We start from the raw sequence: 18,582 nt of genomic DNA, 5'->3' as shown, positions 1-18,582 counted from the left end.
GGCATTAGCCGCGTGTGAACTCCGGATAGCCCTCGACGCCGGTTTCCGACATGTCCAGGCCCATCATCTCTTCTTCCTCGCTGGCGCGGATGCCCATCGCGGCCTTCAGGATGAACCAGACCACGAAAGAGGCGACCAGCGTGAACACGCCATAGGCCAGGATGCCGATAAGCTGCACGCCGTAGCTCGCGTCGCCGTTCGAGAACGGCACGATCAGCGTGCCCCAGATGCCTGCGAACAGGTGAACCGGGATGGCGCCGACCACGTCGTCGATCTTCAGCTTGTCGAGCAGCGGAACCGTGAAGACGACGATCGCGCCGCCGATGCCGCCAATGATGACGGTCTGCCAGATCGACGGTGCCAGCGGCTCTGCGGTGATCGAGACGAGACCGGCCAGCGCGCCGTTGAGGACCATCGTGGTGTCGATCTTCTTGTAGAGGATCTGCAGCAGAACGATCGTCGTCACGACACCCGAAGCGGCAGCCAGGTTGGTGTTGGCGAAGATACGGCTGACGTCGGTGACGTCGCTGATCGTGCCCATTGCGAGCTGCGAGGCGCCGTTGAAGCCGAACCAGCCGAGCCACAGGATGAACGTGCCAAGCGTTGCCAGCGGGATCGACGAGCCGGGCATCGGATGGACCGAGCCGTCCGCGCCGAACTTGCCGGTACGAGCGCCCAGCAGGATCGCGCCGGCGAGTGCCGCCCAGCCGCCGACCGAGTGCACCAGCGTCGAGCCGGCGAAGTCGGAGAAGCCCATCTCGCTGAGCCAGCCGCCGCCCCACTGCCAGGAACCGGCGATCGGGTAGATGAAGCCGGTCAGCACGACCACGAAGATCAGGAACGGCCACAGCTTGATGCGTTCGGCGAGCGTGCCCGAGACGATCGAGGCTGCGGTCGCCACGAACACCATCTGGAAGAACCAGTCGGACGCCGTCGAATAGCCCGTGTCGAGCGCATCGCCTCCGACCGGATCGAACGAATAGGGTCCGAACGAGCCGATGAAGCCGCCATCGACATTGGCGTACATCAGGTTGTAGCCGACGATCCAGTACATCAGGCCGGCGATCGAATAGAGCGCGATGTTCTTGAGCGACTGCATCGAGACGTTCTTGGAGCGGACGAGCCCCGCCTCGAGCATGGCGAAGCCGGCCGCCATCCACATCACCAGGAAGCCGCCGATCAGGAACAGCAGCGTGTTGAAGATGTACTGGACCTCGGCCGACGGCGCGGTCGAGGCGGCTTCGGCCGCCTCCTGGGCGAAACCGGGCGCCACCATCATCATGGTCGCCGCAAGGCCGGTGCCCGCCAGTGTTGCAAGTTTGCGTTGTGTCATGGGTGGAGAACTCCTGAATGGCGAAGCGGCGTCACAGCGCTTCGGAATCGGTTTCGCCGGTGCGGATGCGCACCGCCTGGTCAATGGAGTGGACGAAGATCTTGCCGTCGCCGATCTGGCCGGTCTTGGCGGCTCCGGCGATGGCTTCCAGCACCTTGTCGATCATGTCGTCGTCGACGACCAGTTCGATCTTCAGCTTGGGCAGGAAGCTGATCGCGTACTCGGCGCCGCGATAGATCTCGGTGTGTCCCTTCTGGCGCCCATAACCCTTGACCTCCGTCACGGTCAGGCCCTGAACGCCCAGCCCTGTGAGCGCTTCGCGCACCTCGTCGAGCTTGAAGGGCTTGATGATAGCCATGACTATTTTCATGCGCTTGTCTTCCCCGTTTGCTTGCCGCAGCGGCACCATGCCGCCGGCGGACATCACAGCGCGCCGGCCCTATGGGCACGCTGCATCGCACAACGAGGAGTCACACAGCGTGCCAGTTTGGCAAAACACTGTTTTCAAAAGGCTTTTTTATATGATGCTCGGAAAGCGGGCACGGCGGAAACCATCAAGCGCACAAATATTGTGCAAAATAGCCGATCTGCTCGTTTTTTCAGCGCTTGCGGAGGCGGATCAGCCCTTCCTGGGCGACCGACGCCACCAGCACGCCGTCGCGGGTGTAGAGCCCGCCGCGGGTGAAGCCGCGCGCGCCGGACGCATTGGGGCTGTCCTGGGCATAGAGCAGCCAGTCGTCGAGCTTGTGCGGGCGGTGGAACCACATGGCGTGGTCGAGGCTCGCCACCTGCAGGTCCGGATCGAAGATCGCACGGCCATGCGCAAACAGCGAGGTGTCCAGCAGCGTCATGTCCGACAGATAGGCGAGAACGGCGGCCTGAAGCGCGCGGTCGTCGGGCACCGGGCCGGTCGCCCGCACCCAGACATGCTGCACCGGCGGCAGTTTCTCGCGGCTGACATAATGGGTGAACGAAACCGGGCGCAATTCGATCGGCCGCTCGCGCAGCCAGTAGCGGCGGATGTTGTCCGGCACCTTGTCGATGAAGCTCTCGATCAGCTGGCTTTCGCCCATCAGCGCTTCGGGCATCGGCACCTCGGGCGGCATCGGCATGAAATGGTCGAGGCCCGGCTCGTCATGCTGGAAGGAGGCCGACAATGAGAAGATCGCGCGACCGCCCTGCTCGGCAACGACGCGGCGCGTGTTGAAGCTGCCGCCGTCGCGAATCCGGTCGACCGAATAGTCGATCGGGACCGCAGGATCGCCCGGGCGCATGAAATAGCAGTGCAGGGAATGGACATGCCGGGCGGCATCGACCGTGCGCTGCGCGGCAACCAGCGCTTGGCCGATCACCTGTCCGCCGAACACGCGCTGCCAGCCCGATTGCGGGCTGCGGCCCGTGAAGCGGTTTTCCCCCGCCGCCTCCAGATCGAGGATCGACAGGACCTTTTGCATCGCCTGGGACATTTCGGCTCGCCGTTCGGGGATCGTGGCAACGCGCGGATTTGCGCGACGTGTTGCCGCCTTGCTACAAGCGCGCACATCAAGTCAAGTGACACACGCACCGGCGCTGAAAGGGCAGACCCATGGCCAAGGCAAGCACGAAATCCGCGCGCAGCAAGGCGAAAAAGCCGGCCCTGCCCGACCGTTGCGACGTGTTCGTCGCCGGCGCCGGCTATGTCGGCCTTGCCACGGCGCTGTCGGTCGCAAGAGGCGCGCCGGACCTGTCGGTGGTCGTTGCCGACGCCGCGCCCGAAGGCGTGTGGGAAAAGGACGGCCGCGCATCGGCCATTGCCGCCGCGGCCTGCAAGATGCTCGAGGCGCTCGACTGCTGGGACGCGCTGGTGCCGCATGCCCAGCCAATGACCGAGATGATCGTCACCGACAGCCGCACCGCCGATCCGGTGCGGCCCGTATTCCTGACCTTCGACGGCGATGTGGCGCCGGGCGAGCCGTTTGCCCACATGCTGCCCAATGTCGAGATGAACCGCATTTTGCGCCAGCGCTGTGCCGAGGCCGGCGTCACCATCGTCCAGGGCGCGGGCGTGACCGGTTTCGAGCGCGACGGTGCACTGACGCGGATCATGGCCGGCGACGACACGATCGTCGAGGCGCGGCTTCTGATCGCCTGCGACGGGGTCCGCTCGCGGCTGCGCGACATGGCCGGCATCAGAACCGTTCACTGGGATTACGGCCAGTCCGGCATCGTCGCCACCATCGCCCATGAGCGCCCGCATGAGGGCCGCGCCGAGGAGCACTTCCTGCCCGCCGGCCCGTTCGCCATCCTGCCGCTGACCGGCAACCGGTCCTCCATCGTCTGGACCGAATCGACCGAAAATGCCGAACGCCTGTTGAAGGCCGATCCGTTCACCTTCGAAATGGAGCTTGAACAGCGCTTCGGGCTCAAGCTGGGCGAACTGACCGTCGAGGACGGGCCCCGCGCCTACCCGCTCGGCCTGACGCTGGCGCGCGATTTCGTCGCCGAGCGGTTCGCGCTGGCCGGAGACGCCGCGCACGGCATCCATCCGATCGCCGGACAAGGTCTCAATCTGGGCTTCAAGGATGCCGCCGCGCTGGCTGAAACCGTGGTCGAAGCGCATCGCCTCGGCCAGGACATCGGCGCGCTCGACGTTCTGGAGCGCTATCAGCGCTGGCGCCGCTTCGACACGGTGCAGATGGGCGTGACCACCGACGTGCTGAACCGCCTCTTCTCCAACGATCTGGCGCCGGTACGCGCGGTCCGCGATCTCGGGCTCGGGCTGGTCGACCGGATGCCGCAGCTCAAGAGCTTCTTCATCCGGCAGGCTGCCGGCCTTGCGGGCCCCGCGCCGCGCCTGCTGCGCGGGGACCCGATCTGACGTCAGATTTTCACCGCTGGTGACCCGCCAGCCGACCAGTCGACCTTGCGGGTGCCGAACATCATCGCGGTCAGGATCACAAATCCGGTCACCGCGCCCGCAAGAAGAGCCGCGTCCTCAAGGCTGAGCACGACATAAAGCACGCCGTAAAGCAGCGCGAACCCGCCAAAGGCCGACAGTGCCCACCGGCGCCCGGCGAAGAGCGTTGCCGTGAACCCCGCCACCACCGCGCCGGTGGCGCCGGCCGCCGCCGCATAGGCCGCCGCAAAGCCGATCATCTCCGCCAGCGCCAGCAGCAGCACATAGAANGAAGATCACCAGGAACGCCGCGCCGACGAACAGGACGCCATACTTCACCGCCCGGTCGACGAAACGGTAGAAATGCACCGGCTGATAGAGATCGGCGCCGAACTGCGCGTCCGCAAAGGCCGATAGCGGCGCATGGCCATCGGCCAGGGCCACCGCCGGGATCGGCCGGGCCAGTTGCGGCACGGTCCATGACGCCTCGAACCCCTGCTCGCCGACCGAGCGCGCCGCCGGCAGGAAAGCGCCGGAAAAGCTCGGATGCGGCCATGGCGATGCCAGCGCCACTTTGGTCTCCCCGCCGACCGGCGTGAACCAGAGCGTCTGCGAGCCCTTGAAGGCCAGATCGAGTGAAAAGCCGGCGGTCGTCCGGCCATCGGCGAAACCGCCCGACAGATCGACCGGGACATGGAAGCCCGATTGCCGGACGGCCGAGCCAATGCCGATACCCGGCGACACATCGTCCAGCGCCGTTTCGCCGCGCGTGATCGTAACCGTCTCGATGCCCTTGAGATCGCCGAGCGCCACGACCAGCTTGCCGCGAGACCAGTCGGCCGCGACAACCGGCTGCGCCAGCGCATCGAGATCGGGCGCGCCGAACTGCGCGCGAGCCGTCAGGCGGGCCTGGTAGACGATGGCTTCATGAATGCCGCGCTTGCGCCGATCGGGATCGACCTGGCCGGTGATATCGAGCGTCTCCGGCGCGATCAGCAGCGTTCGACCGACCCGGCGCTGCACCGTGCGGCCGTCCTGTCCGCGCACATTGGACAGAACGGTGACCGGCACCGCCAGCAGCGGTCCGGTCAGCGTCTGGCTGCCGCCCCACTGGGCACCGATCTCGGCGACGGCGCGGCGATAGTTGGCCTCCCGGTCCTGCACCAGCAGCCACACGGCGAAAAGCGGCACGCTGAGCAGCACCGCCAAAATGCCAAGCACGAAGAATTTTGCCCCAAGGCTCAGCCCCCCGGTCGATCGTTTCGGCGGCACCGGCGGCACGCCCGTCATCGTATCGGTCATCATCACCCTCCTGACTGCGAACCGAAAGCAAACGGGCGCAACATTTGGTGATGGTGAGGGCGACAATCGGTCGCAATGGCGGCGCGCGGTGGATCATTTGGTGACCGGATTGTGGCCGGTCGGCATGGGCTTGAAGGCCAGTTTCCGGCGCGTCAGGGCTGCGTCGCCAGCCGTTCCATCCGCAGGAACGCCTCGGCCAGAACGGGCGGTTCGCCCAGCGCATGGCCGAGCGCGATGCCGCCCTGCCAGTCGCACACGATCGCCCGCGCCCTGGCAAGTGCCAGCGCCGGACGCATCCCGGTCCGGCCGAGCTCGGCGGCGATGAAGCCGGTCAGGATCGAAAAACTTTCGGCCGCACGGCGTGCCGCCTCGGGCGCCTCGTCGCGAAAGTCGCGGCAGGCGGCCGCGATCGGGCAGCCATGGGCAAGGCGCGGCGCCTGCGAGGCACGCAACCGCCCGACCAGCGCCTTGAGACGCCCGCGCGGATCGTCGCTCTCGGCGGAAACCTCGTCGATCAGTGCCTCGGTCTGGCCGACGAACAGGTCGGCGACGGCCATCGCAAGGTCCGCCTTGGTCTTGTGATAGTAATAGACATTGCCGAGCGGCACGCCGGCCGCCGCCGCCACTTGGGCAATCGAACTGCCCGCATAGCCGCGCGTCCAGAACCGCTCCGCCGCCGCCTGCACCAGCGCCTCACGCCGGGCATCGCCGCGCTTGTGACGCTTTGCCGCCGGTTCTTTCGCCGTGCTCATGAGGCACGCTCTGCGTCGCCATCGTCGTCACGCAGCGAGCGCGCTTCGGACGGCAGCAGGATCGGCACCCCGCCGCGGATCGGATAGGCAAGGCCGGCGGCTTCCGACACCAGTTCGTTCGCCTCGACATCGTGCCGCAGCGTCTTTTTCGTCAGCGGGCAGACCAGAAGGTCGAGCAGTTTGGGATCGATACCGCCATGCGCATCTGTCTCGCCGCCGACGGGCGGCGATGCGTCGGCGGGACTGTCGGTCTGGGGCGTCTGGGGCTTGGGATCGTCGGTCATCGCGGTTTCCGGGAATCGGCCGGTCTACCCGCAAAGCCTACTGCAATGTGCGCGCATAATCATCATTGTCGCGCGCCAGCGACATTTCGGTGATCGCCACCAGCGTTTCCGCGCGGCTTTTCAGATCGGGCGCCTCGAGCAGCGCCTGCTTCTCCGCCGGCCCGTAGGGCGACATGACCGACAGCGCGTTGACGAGCGCGGCATTGTTGGCCTTGTTGACGCTTGACCAGTCCGCTTCGAGCTGGTTGGCCTCCAGATAGTCGCGGAAGGCGGCCAGCAACTGCTCGCGATCGACATCGGCGCCCTCATCCTTGTCGGCCAGATCGCCGGCGAACGGCGCGATGCGGCACTGCCGGAACGGCGTGGTCACAGACAGTTCCTCGATGATCCGGAAGCGGCAGATGCCTTCCAGCGTGATGAGATAGCGCCCGTCGCCGGTTTCGCTGAACGCGGTGACGCGGCCCAGACACCCGATCTTGCACAGGTTCGGCCTGTCCGGCTTGCCCTGCTCGCCGCTGAAGACGGGCTGCACCATGCCGATCACGCGGCTGCCCTTGAGCGCGGCATCGAACATGGCCAGATAGCGCGGCTCGAAAAGGTTCAGCGGCAACTGGCTTCCGGGCAGCAGCAGCGCACCGGACAGCGGGAAAACCGGAACCACCGCCGGCACATCGTCGAGATCGCGATAGACCGTGTTGCCAGCCTGCATGGGATCACCGCCGGGACTTGTTGTGTTTCATGGCGCTAAAGATGGGGCAGCGGCGGCTGCCAGCAACCCCTGCGCCGCCGCCGGCCCTTCCCGGATCAGCGGAACAGAAGACTCGACAACTTGCGCCGTGCCTTCACCGTCGCCGGGTCGGTCTGGCCCCATGCCTCGAAAAACTTGAGCAGTTCGGTGCGCGCGCCGTCCTCGCGCCATTCGCGGTCGGCCTTCATGATCGCCAGAAGATGGTCGGCGGCCGCATCGCGTTCGCCGCGCGCATTGAGGATCTGCGCCAGATCGAAGCGGGCATCATGGTCGTCTTCATTGCCGGCAAGCCGCGCCTCGAGCGCCGCCGGATCGCCGATCTGCGCAACCTTTTCGGCAAGCTCCAGCTTGGTGCGGACCGCCGCCAGCTCCGGCGCCTCGCGAATGGATTCGGGCGCCTGGTCGAGCATGTCGCGCGCCCGGTCCGGCTGGCCGTGATCGGCCATCAGCGCGGCGATGCCGCCATAGGCGGCGGCGTTTTCCGGCTCCTGCTGCAGCACCATGGTGAAGAGCTGCGCGGCGCCGTTGACGTCGCCGGCAGCGGCGGCCTCCGTTGCCTGGGCGAGCGCCTGTTCGATGGCCGCGCCCTGCGCGCCGCCGCCGGACTGCTTGACCAGCTTGTCGATGAAGGCCTCGACCTGGCTTTCGCTCTGCGCGCCCATGAAGCCATCGACCGGCTGGCCGTCGACGAAGGCGAGCACGGCCGGGATCGACTGGATGCCCATCTGGCCGGGAATGGCCGGGTGCTCGTCGATGTTCATCTTGACGAGCTTGACCTTGCCCCCCGCCTTTTGGACCGCCGCTTCGAGTGCCGGCGTCAACTGCTTGCACGGGCCGCACCAGGGCGCCCAGAAGTCGATCAGCACCGGCTGGTTGCGCGACTCGGCGACGACGTCGGTCTGAAAGTCGGCGGTCGTCGTGTCCTTGATCAGCGCGCCGGGCGCCGCTGCGGGCGAGCTGTTCGCCGCGCCGTTGGCGGGCGTTGCGCCGAAATCCACCGTCTGGTTGCCATAGCCGCCGGCGCCGCCGCCCGTTGCAAAAGGATTGTCGTTGTTGGTCATGGTCACTGTCCCCGCATCGCGACGATGCGCTTTTCTGCAATTCATCCCGTGATGGGCGTTATGTCGCCTCGGGCGCGCTCAGATTCAAGATGGTGAAGGCGTGGCCGGTCGCTTCGACGAAACGCTTGAGATCGTCGCGCGCGATCGACGTCGTCGCATCGTTGCGCAAGGGGTGGCCGTTGATGATCTCATGCTCCATCAGCGCCTCATCGAAGATCAGCGTCACCTGGTTGTCGGCATCGTTGATGACGCCAAAACAGGTGACCGCGCCGGGTACCACGCCCAGAAGCGCCATCAGCGCTTCGGGTTTGCCGAACGAGACACGGCCCTGCGCGCCGATCCGGGTGTGGATACGCTTGAGGTCGATCTCCGCCTCCTCGCCCACCGTCAGAAGGAAGTAGCGGCCCTTCTTGTCCTTCAGAAACAGGTTCTTGGTGTGCCCGCCGGGGATTTCGTCGCGCAACGCCTGGCTTTCGGCGACCGTGAAGACCGGCGCATGCTCGTGCGTCGTCGTCGCGATCGACAGGGCGTCGAGAAAGGCGAACAGATCGTCCGGGGTCTTTGCGGCAACCGCCGGAGGAGCCGCCGTGGCGTCGCTGTCCTGTCTGTGATCGTCGGTCATGGCGGCGTTTCGGGCCTGCGGCTGGGCTTCGGTTTGGCCGCTTTGTGACGCAGCCGGACGGCGAACACAAGGCCAGGACGGGCCACCGGAAACGGCATCAAAAACCCACTTGCATTCACCCAAGGCTTGCGGCATTAAGCGGCGGTTCGGCGCCAGCCGGACGTGAGCGGGCGTAGCTCAGGGGTAGAGCACAACCTTGCCAAGGTTGGGGTCGTGAGTTCGAATCTCATCGCCCGCTCCAAAATTCCGGGTTGAACAGAGACGGTTTCTCAGACGCTTGGCGGCGCTCTCCCGCTCGCGGGAGTTGTTGCTTTGTGGGGTTTTGGCCGGTCGCGGTTACAGCGCGGTTACATGTCCAAGCTTTCGTGGGCTTTGAGACCTTGAAAACGCGTACGAATTCCACACGTGAATCCGCCGTATTGAACTCGGATTTCGAGACGACTGTCGATTTTGCCGAGATTCGGCTTACAGTCCAACGCCGCGAATCAGGACGATCGATTGTTGCGTTAGGCCCGCCTCTCACAGCCACAGGCAAGTGGCGAGCCCCAGACGCATGCGGATGAGGTTGGCGCCCCACCCCCCGCAGGGCAAGCCACGATCGAAGCTTCCACGCAACTATCTCCCCGTCGCCCGATCACACCACGGCGTTGGTAGCCTCCGTTGGAGCTGTTGTCCGCTGAGGATGCTGGCCCTAATCGCGCCAAAGGCTGCAAAGCGGAGATGGTGTTGAACAAGTCGCTGCTCTTGTCGGATTTGGCAAAGCGATGGGCGGGTCTGGCTTAACCTTTCACACTGGTTGCGGCACCAGCTTTGCGAGCTTGCGGAGATTTTGGACTGTTGCCGCCGGGATGAACTCATCTCTGGCGCCGTTGGGTCCCCAGAGGCGCAACCGGTCGAGCCCGATGATGCGTTTCAGGTGGGCGAACAACATCTCGACCCTGTTTCACGCATAGCTGGCGGTCACATAGGCGTCGGTCTTGGTGGTGTCGCGCGCCATGTTGCGTGCGCCCTCGTGGATGGAGCGCAGGACCTTGCGAGCTGGCTCCTTGGAACAGCATTGCTGCTTCAGCGGGCAAACATCGCAATCGGTCTTGCTGGCGCGGCAGCGCATCAGACCTTCCTTATCGACGCCAGAACGCGGTGTTTTGTAGGGGCGCCTGAACTGCACCAGCTGTTTGCCGCCGTGACAGGTCCGCTCGGGCACCACCGGTTGGCGACAGAGCCACCTCGATGTCGCCATGCGCTCCGGGCGCAAGATGCCGTTGTTCATCGCCCGATCGAAAGTCTGTTGCCGGCGAGCAAGTGCATTGAGATCAGGTTTCCGGCTTGGGAACTGACGGGGCAGAACGCAGCCGAGATCGAACGCACCATGGCTCCAGAGTTTGTGGCTCCGGCATTTCAGACATCCTCGACGCGCACCTCAATGTCCATCGAGATCAGATCGACGCCGGTTCCGAAAAAACTGCCGCTCACCGGCGCCACCTGTTCGATCTTTCGCGCAACCGCGACCGGTATCAGGTTGGCGGATCCGATAGCCCGATTGGTTGGGTCAAACGGGATCCATCCGGCGCCGGGGACAAAGACTTCGACCCATGCATGGGTGGAGCCGGCTGCAGCCGAACCGAGCCGGTCACCGGTCGGATCGTAAAGATAGCCGGACACCAGACGCGCACCAAACCCGAGCGTCCGTGCCGCCTCCGCAAACAGAACCGCAAAGTCGCGGCAGGAGCCCCAGCCCCTGTCCAGCGTTTCGAGCGGTCCCTGGGTGCCTTCGGTTTCCCGGCTTTGGTAAGTGATTTGAGCCGTCACCCCGTTTGCGACATCTTTGAGCAAAGACAACGTATCGGTCGGCCGTTGCATGACGAACGCCTCGACCCAATCGGAAAGCCGGCCTGCATGATCGGCATATTGCGGCGATGCAAGCGTACCCAGGTCGGTCCAGTCGTCGGCGGCATAGATGAAGGGGTACGAGATCGCCGAGGCCGCGATCGCAAACACCGGCCAGACGGGCGCCGTCAGGTCCACGATCGTCCGCGCACCGATGGTCAAGACATCCGAGGACGCCGCGAAGGTCGCCGCCGCAATGGCATTTCCCGCCACGTCGTGCGACCAGTCGATCCTTGCGGCCGGCAAGATGTCCAGATCGAAGGCGACCAGCGTCAGATCGCGGGTCTCCCGCGGACGCAGCATCATCCGGTGCGGCGCCAAGGCGACGGCCGTCGTGTATCGGTACGTCGTGTTGTGGGTGATCGCGACTCGCGGCACAGGCGGCGCCTACGACGTGCGTGCCGACGAGCGACGGCGGCTTTGTCCAGTGCTCACGGAGACAGCGGACCGCCAGGCGGCCGATCTCTTGCAGCGGCAGCAAATCCGTTCACCGAAACTGTCGCTCCAGAACGTCATCGTGCATCTCAGGCAAGCGCGCTCCGCGGCCACGTCGCCGCGAGCCTTCTCGATCGCAGAACCTGTTTCGGTGCCGTCCGTCATGGGCTGTTCTCCTCGCACTTTACGGCTTTTCCCAACCCGTCGCTTCTTTCGGCTTCCACGGTCCAGACCCGGAAATCCCTCAGGGTGTTCGGACCAAAGGTCTGCGTCAAAGGAACGTCGGCGGCATCGCGGCCCCTGGCCACGAGGATCCGTGCGGTCCTCCTGGTATTGTTGCGCGGATCGAAGACCCACCAGCGACCGTCGAGGAAGACTTCCATCCAGGCCGCGAAATCCCCTGGCGGATGCGGTTCAGGCTCGCCGATATCGCTAAGGTAGCCCGTGCAGTAACGCGACGGGATGTTCATGCAACGGCAGAACGCGATGGCGAGATGCGCGAAGTCGCGACACACGCCCCGGCGGCCGGACAGGGTTTGCGAGGCCGTTCGTGTCGCATCGGCCTGCATGTAGTCGAACACAACGCTGTCGTGCACGAAATCGCAGATGGCTTGAACCCGCGCCCAACCCGGGTCGGTGTTGCCGAAAAGCCGCCAGGCCTCGTCCGAGAGGAGGTCGGTTTCGCAGTAACGGCTTCCGAGAAGGTAGACGAGCGTCTCGAAGGGCAGGTCCTCGACCCGATGTTCGCGCGCGCCAGGCGAGATCGGGTCGGGCTCGCCGGAGTCCCGGAAGATACCCTCGGTGGAGATCGCAAAATCGCCGGCGGGCGCTACCATTCGTGTGCACCAATTGCCGAAGCCGTCCCGGTAGTTTTCGAGCGGTACGCTGGGCGACGTTGCCAAATAGTCGGCCCGTTCAAGGTCGCCAAAGCGTGAGTGATGAACATTCAGTATGGCGATCAGCGGTGTCGGCTGGGGCAATTCGTACTTCAGGTTACATCCGATGCGCACGCGCATGCCCGCCCTCTCTTTCAAATGAGCCTTCGGCAACGTGTCATCGTCCAAGAATGCACCGACCATCCGTCACTCGAAAGCCCCTGTCGCAGCGCCACGCATTGCCGTCACGATCGAGATGCGCGTTAGTGGGCAGCTCCAGTTCGATGCAGGCATTGCCTTCGGCCTCATACCCACGCTCACAGCGCCATCCCGGCCCGTAGGACCTATTGTCCAGGAAGGCGTTTGCCGGAACTGCGACCGCATCACACCGCCCATCGATTTCACCAAATCCCCGTTCACAGGCCCACGCCGCGCCGTACTCCGAGTTGGTCAGATACCCGTTCGCGGGAACGGCGATCGGAATACATCTGTCCGCGTCAGCCATGAAACCGCGATTGCAGGCCCATCCCGATCCTGAAGGCTCGCCGGTCAGATAAGCGTGATCGGGAAGCTCGATGGTGACACACATGTCTTGATCTTCCCGGTAGCCGCGCTCGCATTGCCAATCAAAGCCGGAAGACCGCAGAAAGGCATTCTCGGGAACGAAGATCGCCGCGCAGGCTTTGGCTTCCACCTCCTCAAAGCCGCGGCGGCAGGCCCAGCCCGTCCCGTAGGATCGTCCTGTCGCGTAGGAGTTTGCTGGAAGGTCGAGTTGGACGCAGAGCCCGTCCGTCAGGCGAAATCCGATATCGCAATCCCAGCCGCCATTGTACGTCCGCTCATGCGCGTTCTCTGGAGGGGGGCCGGTGCCGTCCTGCGCCCACACTGGCAATGCCGAAACCATCACTATTGCGGTCAGCAAAAGCGCACTCGAGGCCAGCTTCGCTAGCGGCATCCAACAGTCGGTCTTGATGAGAGTCATCGCAGGTCCCTTTTTGCCATTGGCCGCTTGTTCGTTGCTTTCGTCGGACGCCACAAGCGGTCCACCATGCTCAGCGCGCACATCGCGGTGTGAGGGTGGATCTGCGGGCAGCGCTGAACGTCATCAGTATTCGGCTTTCGACAGTGCAATCCTGCCGGAAATCGCCAGCGCGCCCACTTCAATCGGGGAAGGCAACTGCGTCGAGCCATTCAGGCTCGCGCCGCCTGCGTTCGGTAACCGGACCCGGAGATAGCCGCTTGGCTTGATCGGTGGTCAATCAGAAATCGGCGACGGTCAGGGTGTAAAACGGGCGCCTTCCGCATGAATAGGTTTTGCGCGCCACATTGTGGATCGAGCCGCGTGCGGCGTCGAATGCCGTCAGGCACTCCTCTTCCGACAACGCAGTCTTGCCAGACCTCGGCAGTGCTCCCGCCTCGATCAGGAACGGCACCTGGGTCATGCCGTCATAACCGCTGAAGCGTATGGCGTTTCGTGCTTCGTCGAAGCTGCGGCTCAGATTTGGAAACTCCAGTGCCATTGTGTCAGCCCTTGCCTTTGGCGCGCGAGGAGCCCGCCACTGCGGCAGTGCTGATCTGCTTGGAGAACGAACTTTCAGTCTTGGGCGGAGGCCTTTCCTTCTTCGGCTTTCTGATCTCGCGATTGCTGCGTCTTCTTCCCTTGGCCATCGCCGAACGTCCTTTCGATGAGAGCTGCGTCAGAACCGGGCTGCGAACTATCGGCCTGTTCGAGACTGTCTTGCGTGGCCACCCGCTCATGGCCTTCGTCGTCGTTGCGGATGCGATATTGCGGCGAGCCGCCTTGAGGCGGGAGCGTCGCCGTGATCTGGTAAATGTCAGTGGGCGAGGCTCGTCTTCCAAACTCACTCTTCAACGTAACGGTCTGCCCGACCTTGAAGAGGTGCGTTGGAGCTTCGGTTCTAGCTGACCCTGCTTTGCTCCGGAAACGTCTTGCAATGTTCATGGTTTTTGCTGGTCCTTTTGTAGAGCGGCGTCGAGATCAGCCGGCTTTATCGGCACCGTCTGTCGTATCGACGCTTGGGTCGCGATCGCCGGCAAATGGATGAAAGTGCCGACACGCCGCCACGCAAGCCGGGAAGTCCCTTCGATTTGTTCCTCGTCGAAATCGACGCGGTAGTCTCCCGCTGGCTGCCGCTGGTCAAACCCCGGCAGATCAAATGCGGACGAGAATCGGACAGAGGTCTGCGTGGTTCGGCGGGTCATGGCTGATACCTTGGAAAACGTACGATGGTCGCGCAGAACGGCCGCGCGTTCTTGTGCGCGCAGCGTATACAAGAATAGCTTCGAACATATCGAAGTAAAAATACGCTGATTATTTTTCGAAATTCTATGGTCGATTATGAATCGTGACCGTGATTTATATGTATGCGGTCAGATCAGCTATTTCAAGCCCATTAAAAAACATGGGCGATATATGGTATTGTGTGCTAAAAGAACGCATCCTGCGCGCGATTTTGCGTGTCTGTTCTCAAAACCGATTGGACATAATCATGAACATCCCTGTGTGGACGAAGCCTGCGTTCATGGGCGCGGCCGCCGGCGCTGCTGCCTTGGCCATCATCGGATTTGGATGGGGCGGCTGGGTGACCGAGGGCACCGCGATGGAGATGTCGAACAAGCAATCCATGGCTGCCACCGCAACGGCACTGACGCCTTATTGTGTCCAGAAGTCACGCAACGACCCCGATGCGACCGGTCTGATGGTGGAGATCAACGATGCCAGCAGGTTCCAGCGGCGCGGGATTGTTGAAAAGGCTGGCTGGGCCACGCCCTTGGGTGCCGATAAGCCCGATCGTGCTCTTGCGGAGGCATGCCTGATCGCACTGACCAGCGACACCTGAGGACCGAGCCGCCGCGTTCCCCGCGCTGGCCCAGACAGCATTTGAGGGAATCACANCGGCGTCGGTTGTCCCGTTTTCATCTCACAACCACGCAAAACAGACCAGTACAGCGATCATCTAATGTGAAGGCAAATTCGGAGCCATTGACGGCAAGACGGCCAATGGCCTGGTCCGGCACTCGGAGAAATAGGAGATCCTTTCGGTCATCGACAGCCAAAAGGCCGGCCTCGATGCCGGTGAGGTGCTCGGAGACGCGCCGAACGCCTTCCGATCTACCGCGACCTGGCCGACGCGCTGGCGCGCGCTGAAAGCCNTCGAGGCCATGAGCCACGGCTTCAACATCGTCAGCGGGATGCACGAATTCCTCAACGACGATCCGATGTTCGCGGCGGCTTGCGTCGCCAACAAGGTCGGCATTGTCGATGTCCGCAGGCCGCGTGACAAGAAAGATCGGCGCCCGTTCAGCGGCCAGATCCATGACGTCACCTGTCCACGCATCGCGGTCCTCGGCACCGTTTGCGCCGTCGGCAAACGGGCGACGGCGATAATTCTGGCGCGCGCCCTCAATGATCGTGGCATCAAGACGGTCATGGTGGGCACCGGCCACACACGAGCCTCGACGGGCTCACACCGAACGAGTTTGCAACCCGGTCCGAAGCGGACCACAACGTGAACAGGGCTAACCTATGAATGGGTACATTCAGGGGAGCATGTCATCTCCCGACCTTTTTTGGATCCCTCGTGGCACTGCTGCCGATGGCGGCTTTGTGAGCTGCTGCCGGTTTTGAGGACACCGAGTTAGGGTGTTTTTGAAACTGGAGATCAGACATGTCGAGACGACAGTTCAGCCGCGAATTCAAGACGGAAGCGGTTCACTTGGTGACGATGCGTGGCGTGAGTGTGACGCAGGCCGCCCGCGACCTCGATGTCCATGCGACAGTACTTCGTCGCTGGATCAAGCAATATGGGAACGATCCTGCCGAAGCGTTTCCCGGCAAGGGGCAGATGACGCCAGCCGATGACGAGGTGCGCCGGCTGCGGCGTGAGGTGGCCAAGCTGAAGGCCGAGCGCGACATTCTAAAAAAGCCGCGGCCTACTTCGCAAAGGACCAGGCGTGATGTTTGCCTTCATTGCGAAACACCGGGGGATCTGGCCCCTCTCGGCGATGCAAGCATCGCCTGACGGGCAGCAGGATCAGTTGGATGTGCGGGGCGCTCGTGCTACGCACCTCGCGAAGCGGTTTCCCTGCCTGGCTGACACGGTCGCCCAGCGCACGGGCCAGAGCCGATGCGAGCCTGACTGAACGCATCCGGGCAAGCTTCCTGCTCTCGGATCGGACCTATGGCGCCCGCCGTGTCTGGCGCGACATGCTTGAGGAAGGCTTCGTCTGCGGCCTGCATCGCATCGAACGGTTGATGCGACTTCATGGCCTTCGGGCCCGGCCTCGCCGCCGCCAGCTTCCGAAGGATACCGGCGTACGCTCTGTCATCGCACCGAACGTGCTTGAGCGTGACTTTGCGGCGGATGGGCCGAACCGGAAGTGGGTCGCGGATTTCACCTACATCTGGACCGCCGAAGGCTGGCTCTATCTTGCGGTGGTGCTCGACCTGTTCGCCCGGCGCGTTGTCCGCTGGTCGATGAAGAATGCGATGACCGCCGATCTGGTCACCGACGCCCTTGTCATGGCGATCTGGCGACGCGGCAAGCCCGACGAACTGCTGCACCACAGCGATCAGGGAAGCCGGTACACGAGCGAGCAGTTCCAGCGCCTAATGGCCGATCACGGCATCACCTGTTCGATGAGCCAGTCGGGCAATGTCTGGGACAATGCGGCCATGGAGAGCTTCTTCTCGTCGCTGAAGACCGAGCGGACCGCCCGTAAGGTCTATCGTACGAGGGATCAGGCCAGGGCCGACGTGTTCGACTACATCGAGCGCTTCTACAATCCCCGGCGTCGTCATTCGACGCTGGATTACATGAGCCCAATGGCATACGAAAAACGAGCTATGGGAGCTTAATCAGCCGTCCATCAAACCGGCAGCAGCTCAACGCCCTAAACCTTCATAGAACCGTGGACACACCAGGTCGGTGGAAAGCTCATCACCTCGCCGAGTTGGCACTTGCGGTCCGGGATGCCACAGAAACTGAGAAAGCAACCGCCGAGGCGAAGTTCGCAAGCATGTTGCAAAATTTCGGCCACCGGGCCCAGGGCATTTCCTTTATTCGGAAGGTTATGACATGAAAAAGATAGCGCCGACTTTGGACCAAGTCCTAAACAAGTAAAGACAGTAATTTCCAGTCACTCGAATGTAGTGCGAAACGATCAATTGGACGTTCGTTTTTTGGTCTGGCCACATCCATAACCGAAGCACGGTGATCGGCCACAGTACCGGGACCAAACATCTAATGTCGGGTCTGCCACCAATTGCAGACGTTGCCCGTGCTGAACTCGAAGGCCAGCATTGGGCCGAAACCGGACTTCGCCCGCCAACGGCAGCTCTGGCTCGAAAACGCGCTACCAGCAGTTTGGACTGTCTGGGCCGCCATTGCCCAATTGACGGCCCCTCGCTTTGCTCCATCTCCATCAAGCAACGGTCTTGATACGCGGAGGCGTCAGAGCCCAAATGCTGATCCGATTCTCGCGCGCGATTGCGGTCATCTTGCTGAGCGCGACGCCTGCATTGGCCTGGGAGACCAGGCCTGGCCGAGTTTGCGAACTCATTCACGACGGTGAAAACGCTTTCGTCCGCGTGACGTACGATCCCGCGATAGCAGAATACGCAATCGAGGTCAGAACGGTGGAGCCCTGGCCTGGCGGCCCGATCTTTGCCATGCGTTTCGATGGCCCGAGAGGGCTTACCATCACGACAGACCGCCACATTGCCTCGGATGAAGGCCGGTCCCTAACGGTCACTGACAGCGGCTTCGGCAACGTACTAAACGGCCTCGAGTTCAACCACACCGCAACAGCTCTTCTTGGCGACAGGTCCGTTCCTGTTTCACTCGATGGCGCAGCTCCAGCAGTGCAAGACTTTCGCGCATGCGCCGCCGGCCTGAACGCCTGAGTGCAGGTCACGGCAGCCTTTGGTCGGTGGCGGCTCTCTGGGCCTCATCAGCGAATTGAAGATGCAGTTGCCTCCTGAGGTCACGCTCTGGAGAAAGTGCGGTTCCAGCGCGGTGACCGAGCCTGGACCTGCACGATCGAGCACATTTCGATTAATGCCGCCAATCGGCCAACAGCGACTGGGCCGATTGGCGGCTCAAGATCATCAATTTCGTGCCGTTTCGTTCCGTTTTGTGTTCAACAGGGCCGGTTCTGCATTTCGCAATCTCACGCTTGCCAGGGTTGGGGTCGTGAGTTCGAATCTCATCGCCCGCTCCAAAATTCCAGACCGACACTGACGGTTTTCGGCACGCTGTGCGGCAATGCGCAGGGCGCGGGCATGGCTGTGCCATGCCTTTGGCGAGACCGAAATCCGGCCCGATCATGGCCTTGGCGGCGGCCCCGGCCAGTGCGGCCGATGTCCTCGGCGGCCCGGCGAAGAAA

At 63.3% G+C, this 18,582-nt stretch carries 19 protein-coding genes, 1 tRNA gene and 3 pseudogenes; 6 read left to right on the top strand and 17 right to left on the bottom strand.

All coding sequences use genetic code 11. The annotated features are described in order from the left end of the window. Nucleotides 1-4 precede the first annotated feature (4 nt). The 3 genes from DEM25_RS06785 to DEM25_RS06775 form a co-directional block, all read right to left on the bottom strand. Entirely contained in the window at nt 5-1,333 is a 1,329-nt protein-coding gene (locus DEM25_RS06785) for an ammonium transporter (RefSeq protein ID WP_196780289.1), read from the bottom strand. A gap of 31 nt (nt 1,334-1,364) precedes the next feature. Further along, nucleotides 1,365-1,703, bottom strand: a complete 339-nt coding sequence (locus DEM25_RS06780) for a P-II family nitrogen regulator (protein ID WP_196780288.1) — start codon at nt 1,701-1,703, stop codon at nt 1,365-1,367. A gap of 229 nt (nt 1,704-1,932) precedes the next feature. After that, complete coding sequence (locus tag DEM25_RS06775) at nt 1,933-2,799, bottom strand: acyl-CoA thioesterase (RefSeq protein ID WP_109765704.1); 867 nt, start codon at nt 2,797-2,799, stop codon at nt 1,933-1,935. Between the two features lie 119 nt (nt 2,800-2,918). Between DEM25_RS06775 and DEM25_RS06770 the strand changes: the two genes are divergently transcribed. After that, complete coding sequence (locus DEM25_RS06770; protein ID WP_109765705.1) at nt 2,919-4,190, top strand: ubiquinone biosynthesis hydroxylase; 1,272 nt, start codon at nt 2,919-2,921, stop codon at nt 4,188-4,190. A 2-nt stretch (nt 4,191-4,192) separates the two neighbouring features. Here the strand turns inward: DEM25_RS06770 and DEM25_RS18480 are convergent, their stop codons facing one another. The 7 genes and pseudogenes from DEM25_RS18480 to DEM25_RS06735 all read right to left on the bottom strand — a co-directional run bounded on the left by DEM25_RS18480 (nt 4,193) and on the right by DEM25_RS06735 (nt 8,977). Beyond that, the gene (locus DEM25_RS18480; RefSeq protein ID WP_120222652.1) at nt 4,193-4,468 is read right to left on the bottom strand and encodes an inner membrane CreD family protein; all 276 of its coding nucleotides are present in this window, start codon (nt 4,466-4,468) and stop codon (nt 4,193-4,195) included. 43 nt (nt 4,469-4,511) lie between these two features. Further along, nucleotides 4,512-5,498: pseudogene (locus DEM25_RS06760) on the bottom strand (inner membrane CreD family protein); the annotation flags it as partial. A gap of 164 nt (nt 5,499-5,662) precedes the next feature. Then, on the bottom strand, nt 5,663-6,262 hold the full coding sequence (locus tag DEM25_RS06755) for a TetR/AcrR family transcriptional regulator (protein WP_109765707.1): 600 nt from the start codon (nt 6,260-6,262) through the stop codon (nt 5,663-5,665). Next, nucleotides 6,259-6,453, bottom strand: a complete 195-nt coding sequence (locus DEM25_RS06750) for a Trm112 family protein (RefSeq protein ID WP_245412828.1) — start codon at nt 6,451-6,453, stop codon at nt 6,259-6,261. Before DEM25_RS06750 ends, DEM25_RS06755 begins: the two co-directional genes overlap by 4 nt. Nucleotides 6,454-6,583: 130 nt before the next feature. Next, nucleotides 6,584-7,255 (bottom strand): LON peptidase substrate-binding domain-containing protein, encoded by a 672-nt coding sequence (locus DEM25_RS06745; protein WP_109765709.1) that lies wholly within the window; start codon nt 7,253-7,255, stop codon nt 6,584-6,586. Nucleotides 7,256-7,350: 95 nt separating this feature from the next. Then, nucleotides 7,351-8,355: a thioredoxin gene (gene trxA / locus DEM25_RS06740; protein WP_109765814.1), complete on the bottom strand. Its 1,005-nt coding sequence runs from the start codon at nt 8,353-8,355 to the stop codon at nt 7,351-7,353. Between the two features lie 58 nt (nt 8,356-8,413). Beyond that, nucleotides 8,414-8,977 (bottom strand): prolyl-tRNA synthetase associated domain-containing protein, encoded by a 564-nt coding sequence (locus DEM25_RS06735; RefSeq protein ID WP_109765710.1) that lies wholly within the window; start codon nt 8,975-8,977, stop codon nt 8,414-8,416. 166 nt (nt 8,978-9,143) lie between these two features. Here DEM25_RS06735 and DEM25_RS06730 point away from each other — a divergent pair. Then, nucleotides 9,144-9,218, top strand: a tRNA-Gly gene (locus DEM25_RS06730). A 546-nt stretch (nt 9,219-9,764) separates the two neighbouring features. Here DEM25_RS06730 and DEM25_RS18095 read toward each other — a convergent pair. From DEM25_RS18095 to DEM25_RS06695, 7 genes and pseudogenes are all read right to left on the bottom strand, one after another. After that, nucleotides 9,765-10,079, bottom strand: a pseudogene (locus tag DEM25_RS18095) (transposase); the annotation flags it as partial. A 296-nt stretch (nt 10,080-10,375) separates the two neighbouring features. Then, nucleotides 10,376-11,242 (bottom strand): transglutaminase family protein, encoded by an 867-nt coding sequence (locus DEM25_RS06720; protein WP_109765711.1) that lies wholly within the window; start codon nt 11,240-11,242, stop codon nt 10,376-10,378. A gap of 218 nt (nt 11,243-11,460) precedes the next feature. Beyond that, nucleotides 11,461-12,315 carry a transglutaminase-like domain-containing protein gene (locus DEM25_RS06715; protein ID WP_109765713.1) on the bottom strand — a complete coding sequence of 285 codons (855 nt, stop codon included), beginning with the start codon at nt 12,313-12,315 and terminating at the stop codon, nt 11,461-11,463. Between the two features lie 37 nt (nt 12,316-12,352). Next, on the bottom strand, nt 12,353-13,156 hold the full coding sequence (locus DEM25_RS06710) for a hypothetical protein (protein WP_120222650.1): 804 nt from the start codon (nt 13,154-13,156) through the stop codon (nt 12,353-12,355). 277 nt (nt 13,157-13,433) lie between these two features. Then, the gene (locus DEM25_RS06705) at nt 13,434-13,694 is read right to left on the bottom strand and encodes a DUF1488 family protein (protein WP_109765715.1); all 261 of its coding nucleotides are present in this window, start codon (nt 13,692-13,694) and stop codon (nt 13,434-13,436) included. Nucleotides 13,695-13,768: 74 nt separating this feature from the next. Beyond that, nucleotides 13,769-14,137 carry a hypothetical protein gene (locus DEM25_RS06700; RefSeq protein ID WP_109765716.1) on the bottom strand — a complete coding sequence of 123 codons (369 nt, stop codon included), beginning with the start codon at nt 14,135-14,137 and terminating at the stop codon, nt 13,769-13,771. Further along, on the bottom strand, nt 14,134-14,397 hold the full coding sequence (locus DEM25_RS06695) for a hypothetical protein (RefSeq protein ID WP_109765717.1): 264 nt from the start codon (nt 14,395-14,397) through the stop codon (nt 14,134-14,136). The genes DEM25_RS06700 and DEM25_RS06695 overlap by 4 nt, the downstream gene beginning before the upstream one ends. A gap of 143 nt (nt 14,398-14,540) precedes the next feature. Between DEM25_RS06695 and DEM25_RS18090 the strand changes: the two genes are divergently transcribed. The 4 genes and pseudogenes from DEM25_RS18090 to DEM25_RS06675 all read left to right on the top strand — a co-directional run bounded on the left by DEM25_RS18090 (nt 14,541) and on the right by DEM25_RS06675 (nt 18,100). Beyond that, the gene (locus tag DEM25_RS18090; protein ID WP_245412781.1) at nt 14,541-15,035 is read left to right on the top strand and encodes a hypothetical protein; all 495 of its coding nucleotides are present in this window, start codon (nt 14,541-14,543) and stop codon (nt 15,033-15,035) included. 241 nt (nt 15,036-15,276) lie between these two features. Further along, on the top strand, nt 15,277-15,708 hold the full coding sequence (locus DEM25_RS17890) for a DUF1611 domain-containing protein (RefSeq protein ID WP_281004527.1): 432 nt from the start codon (nt 15,277-15,279) through the stop codon (nt 15,706-15,708). Between the two features lie 155 nt (nt 15,709-15,863). Further along, a pseudogene (locus DEM25_RS06680) lies at nt 15,864-17,053 on the top strand (IS3 family transposase). A 606-nt stretch (nt 17,054-17,659) separates the two neighbouring features. After that, the gene (locus DEM25_RS06675; RefSeq protein WP_109765719.1) at nt 17,660-18,100 is read left to right on the top strand and encodes a hypothetical protein; all 441 of its coding nucleotides are present in this window, start codon (nt 17,660-17,662) and stop codon (nt 18,098-18,100) included. Nucleotides 18,101-18,582 lie beyond the last annotated feature (482 nt).

Source organism: Oceaniradius stylonematis, from assembly GCF_003149475.2.
Taxonomy (GTDB): Bacteria; Pseudomonadota; Alphaproteobacteria; order Rhizobiales; family Rhizobiaceae; genus Roseitalea; species Roseitalea stylonematis.
The sequence above is the reverse complement of the archived record's forward strand: the minus strand, read 5'-3'. Positions and strand labels throughout refer to the sequence as shown.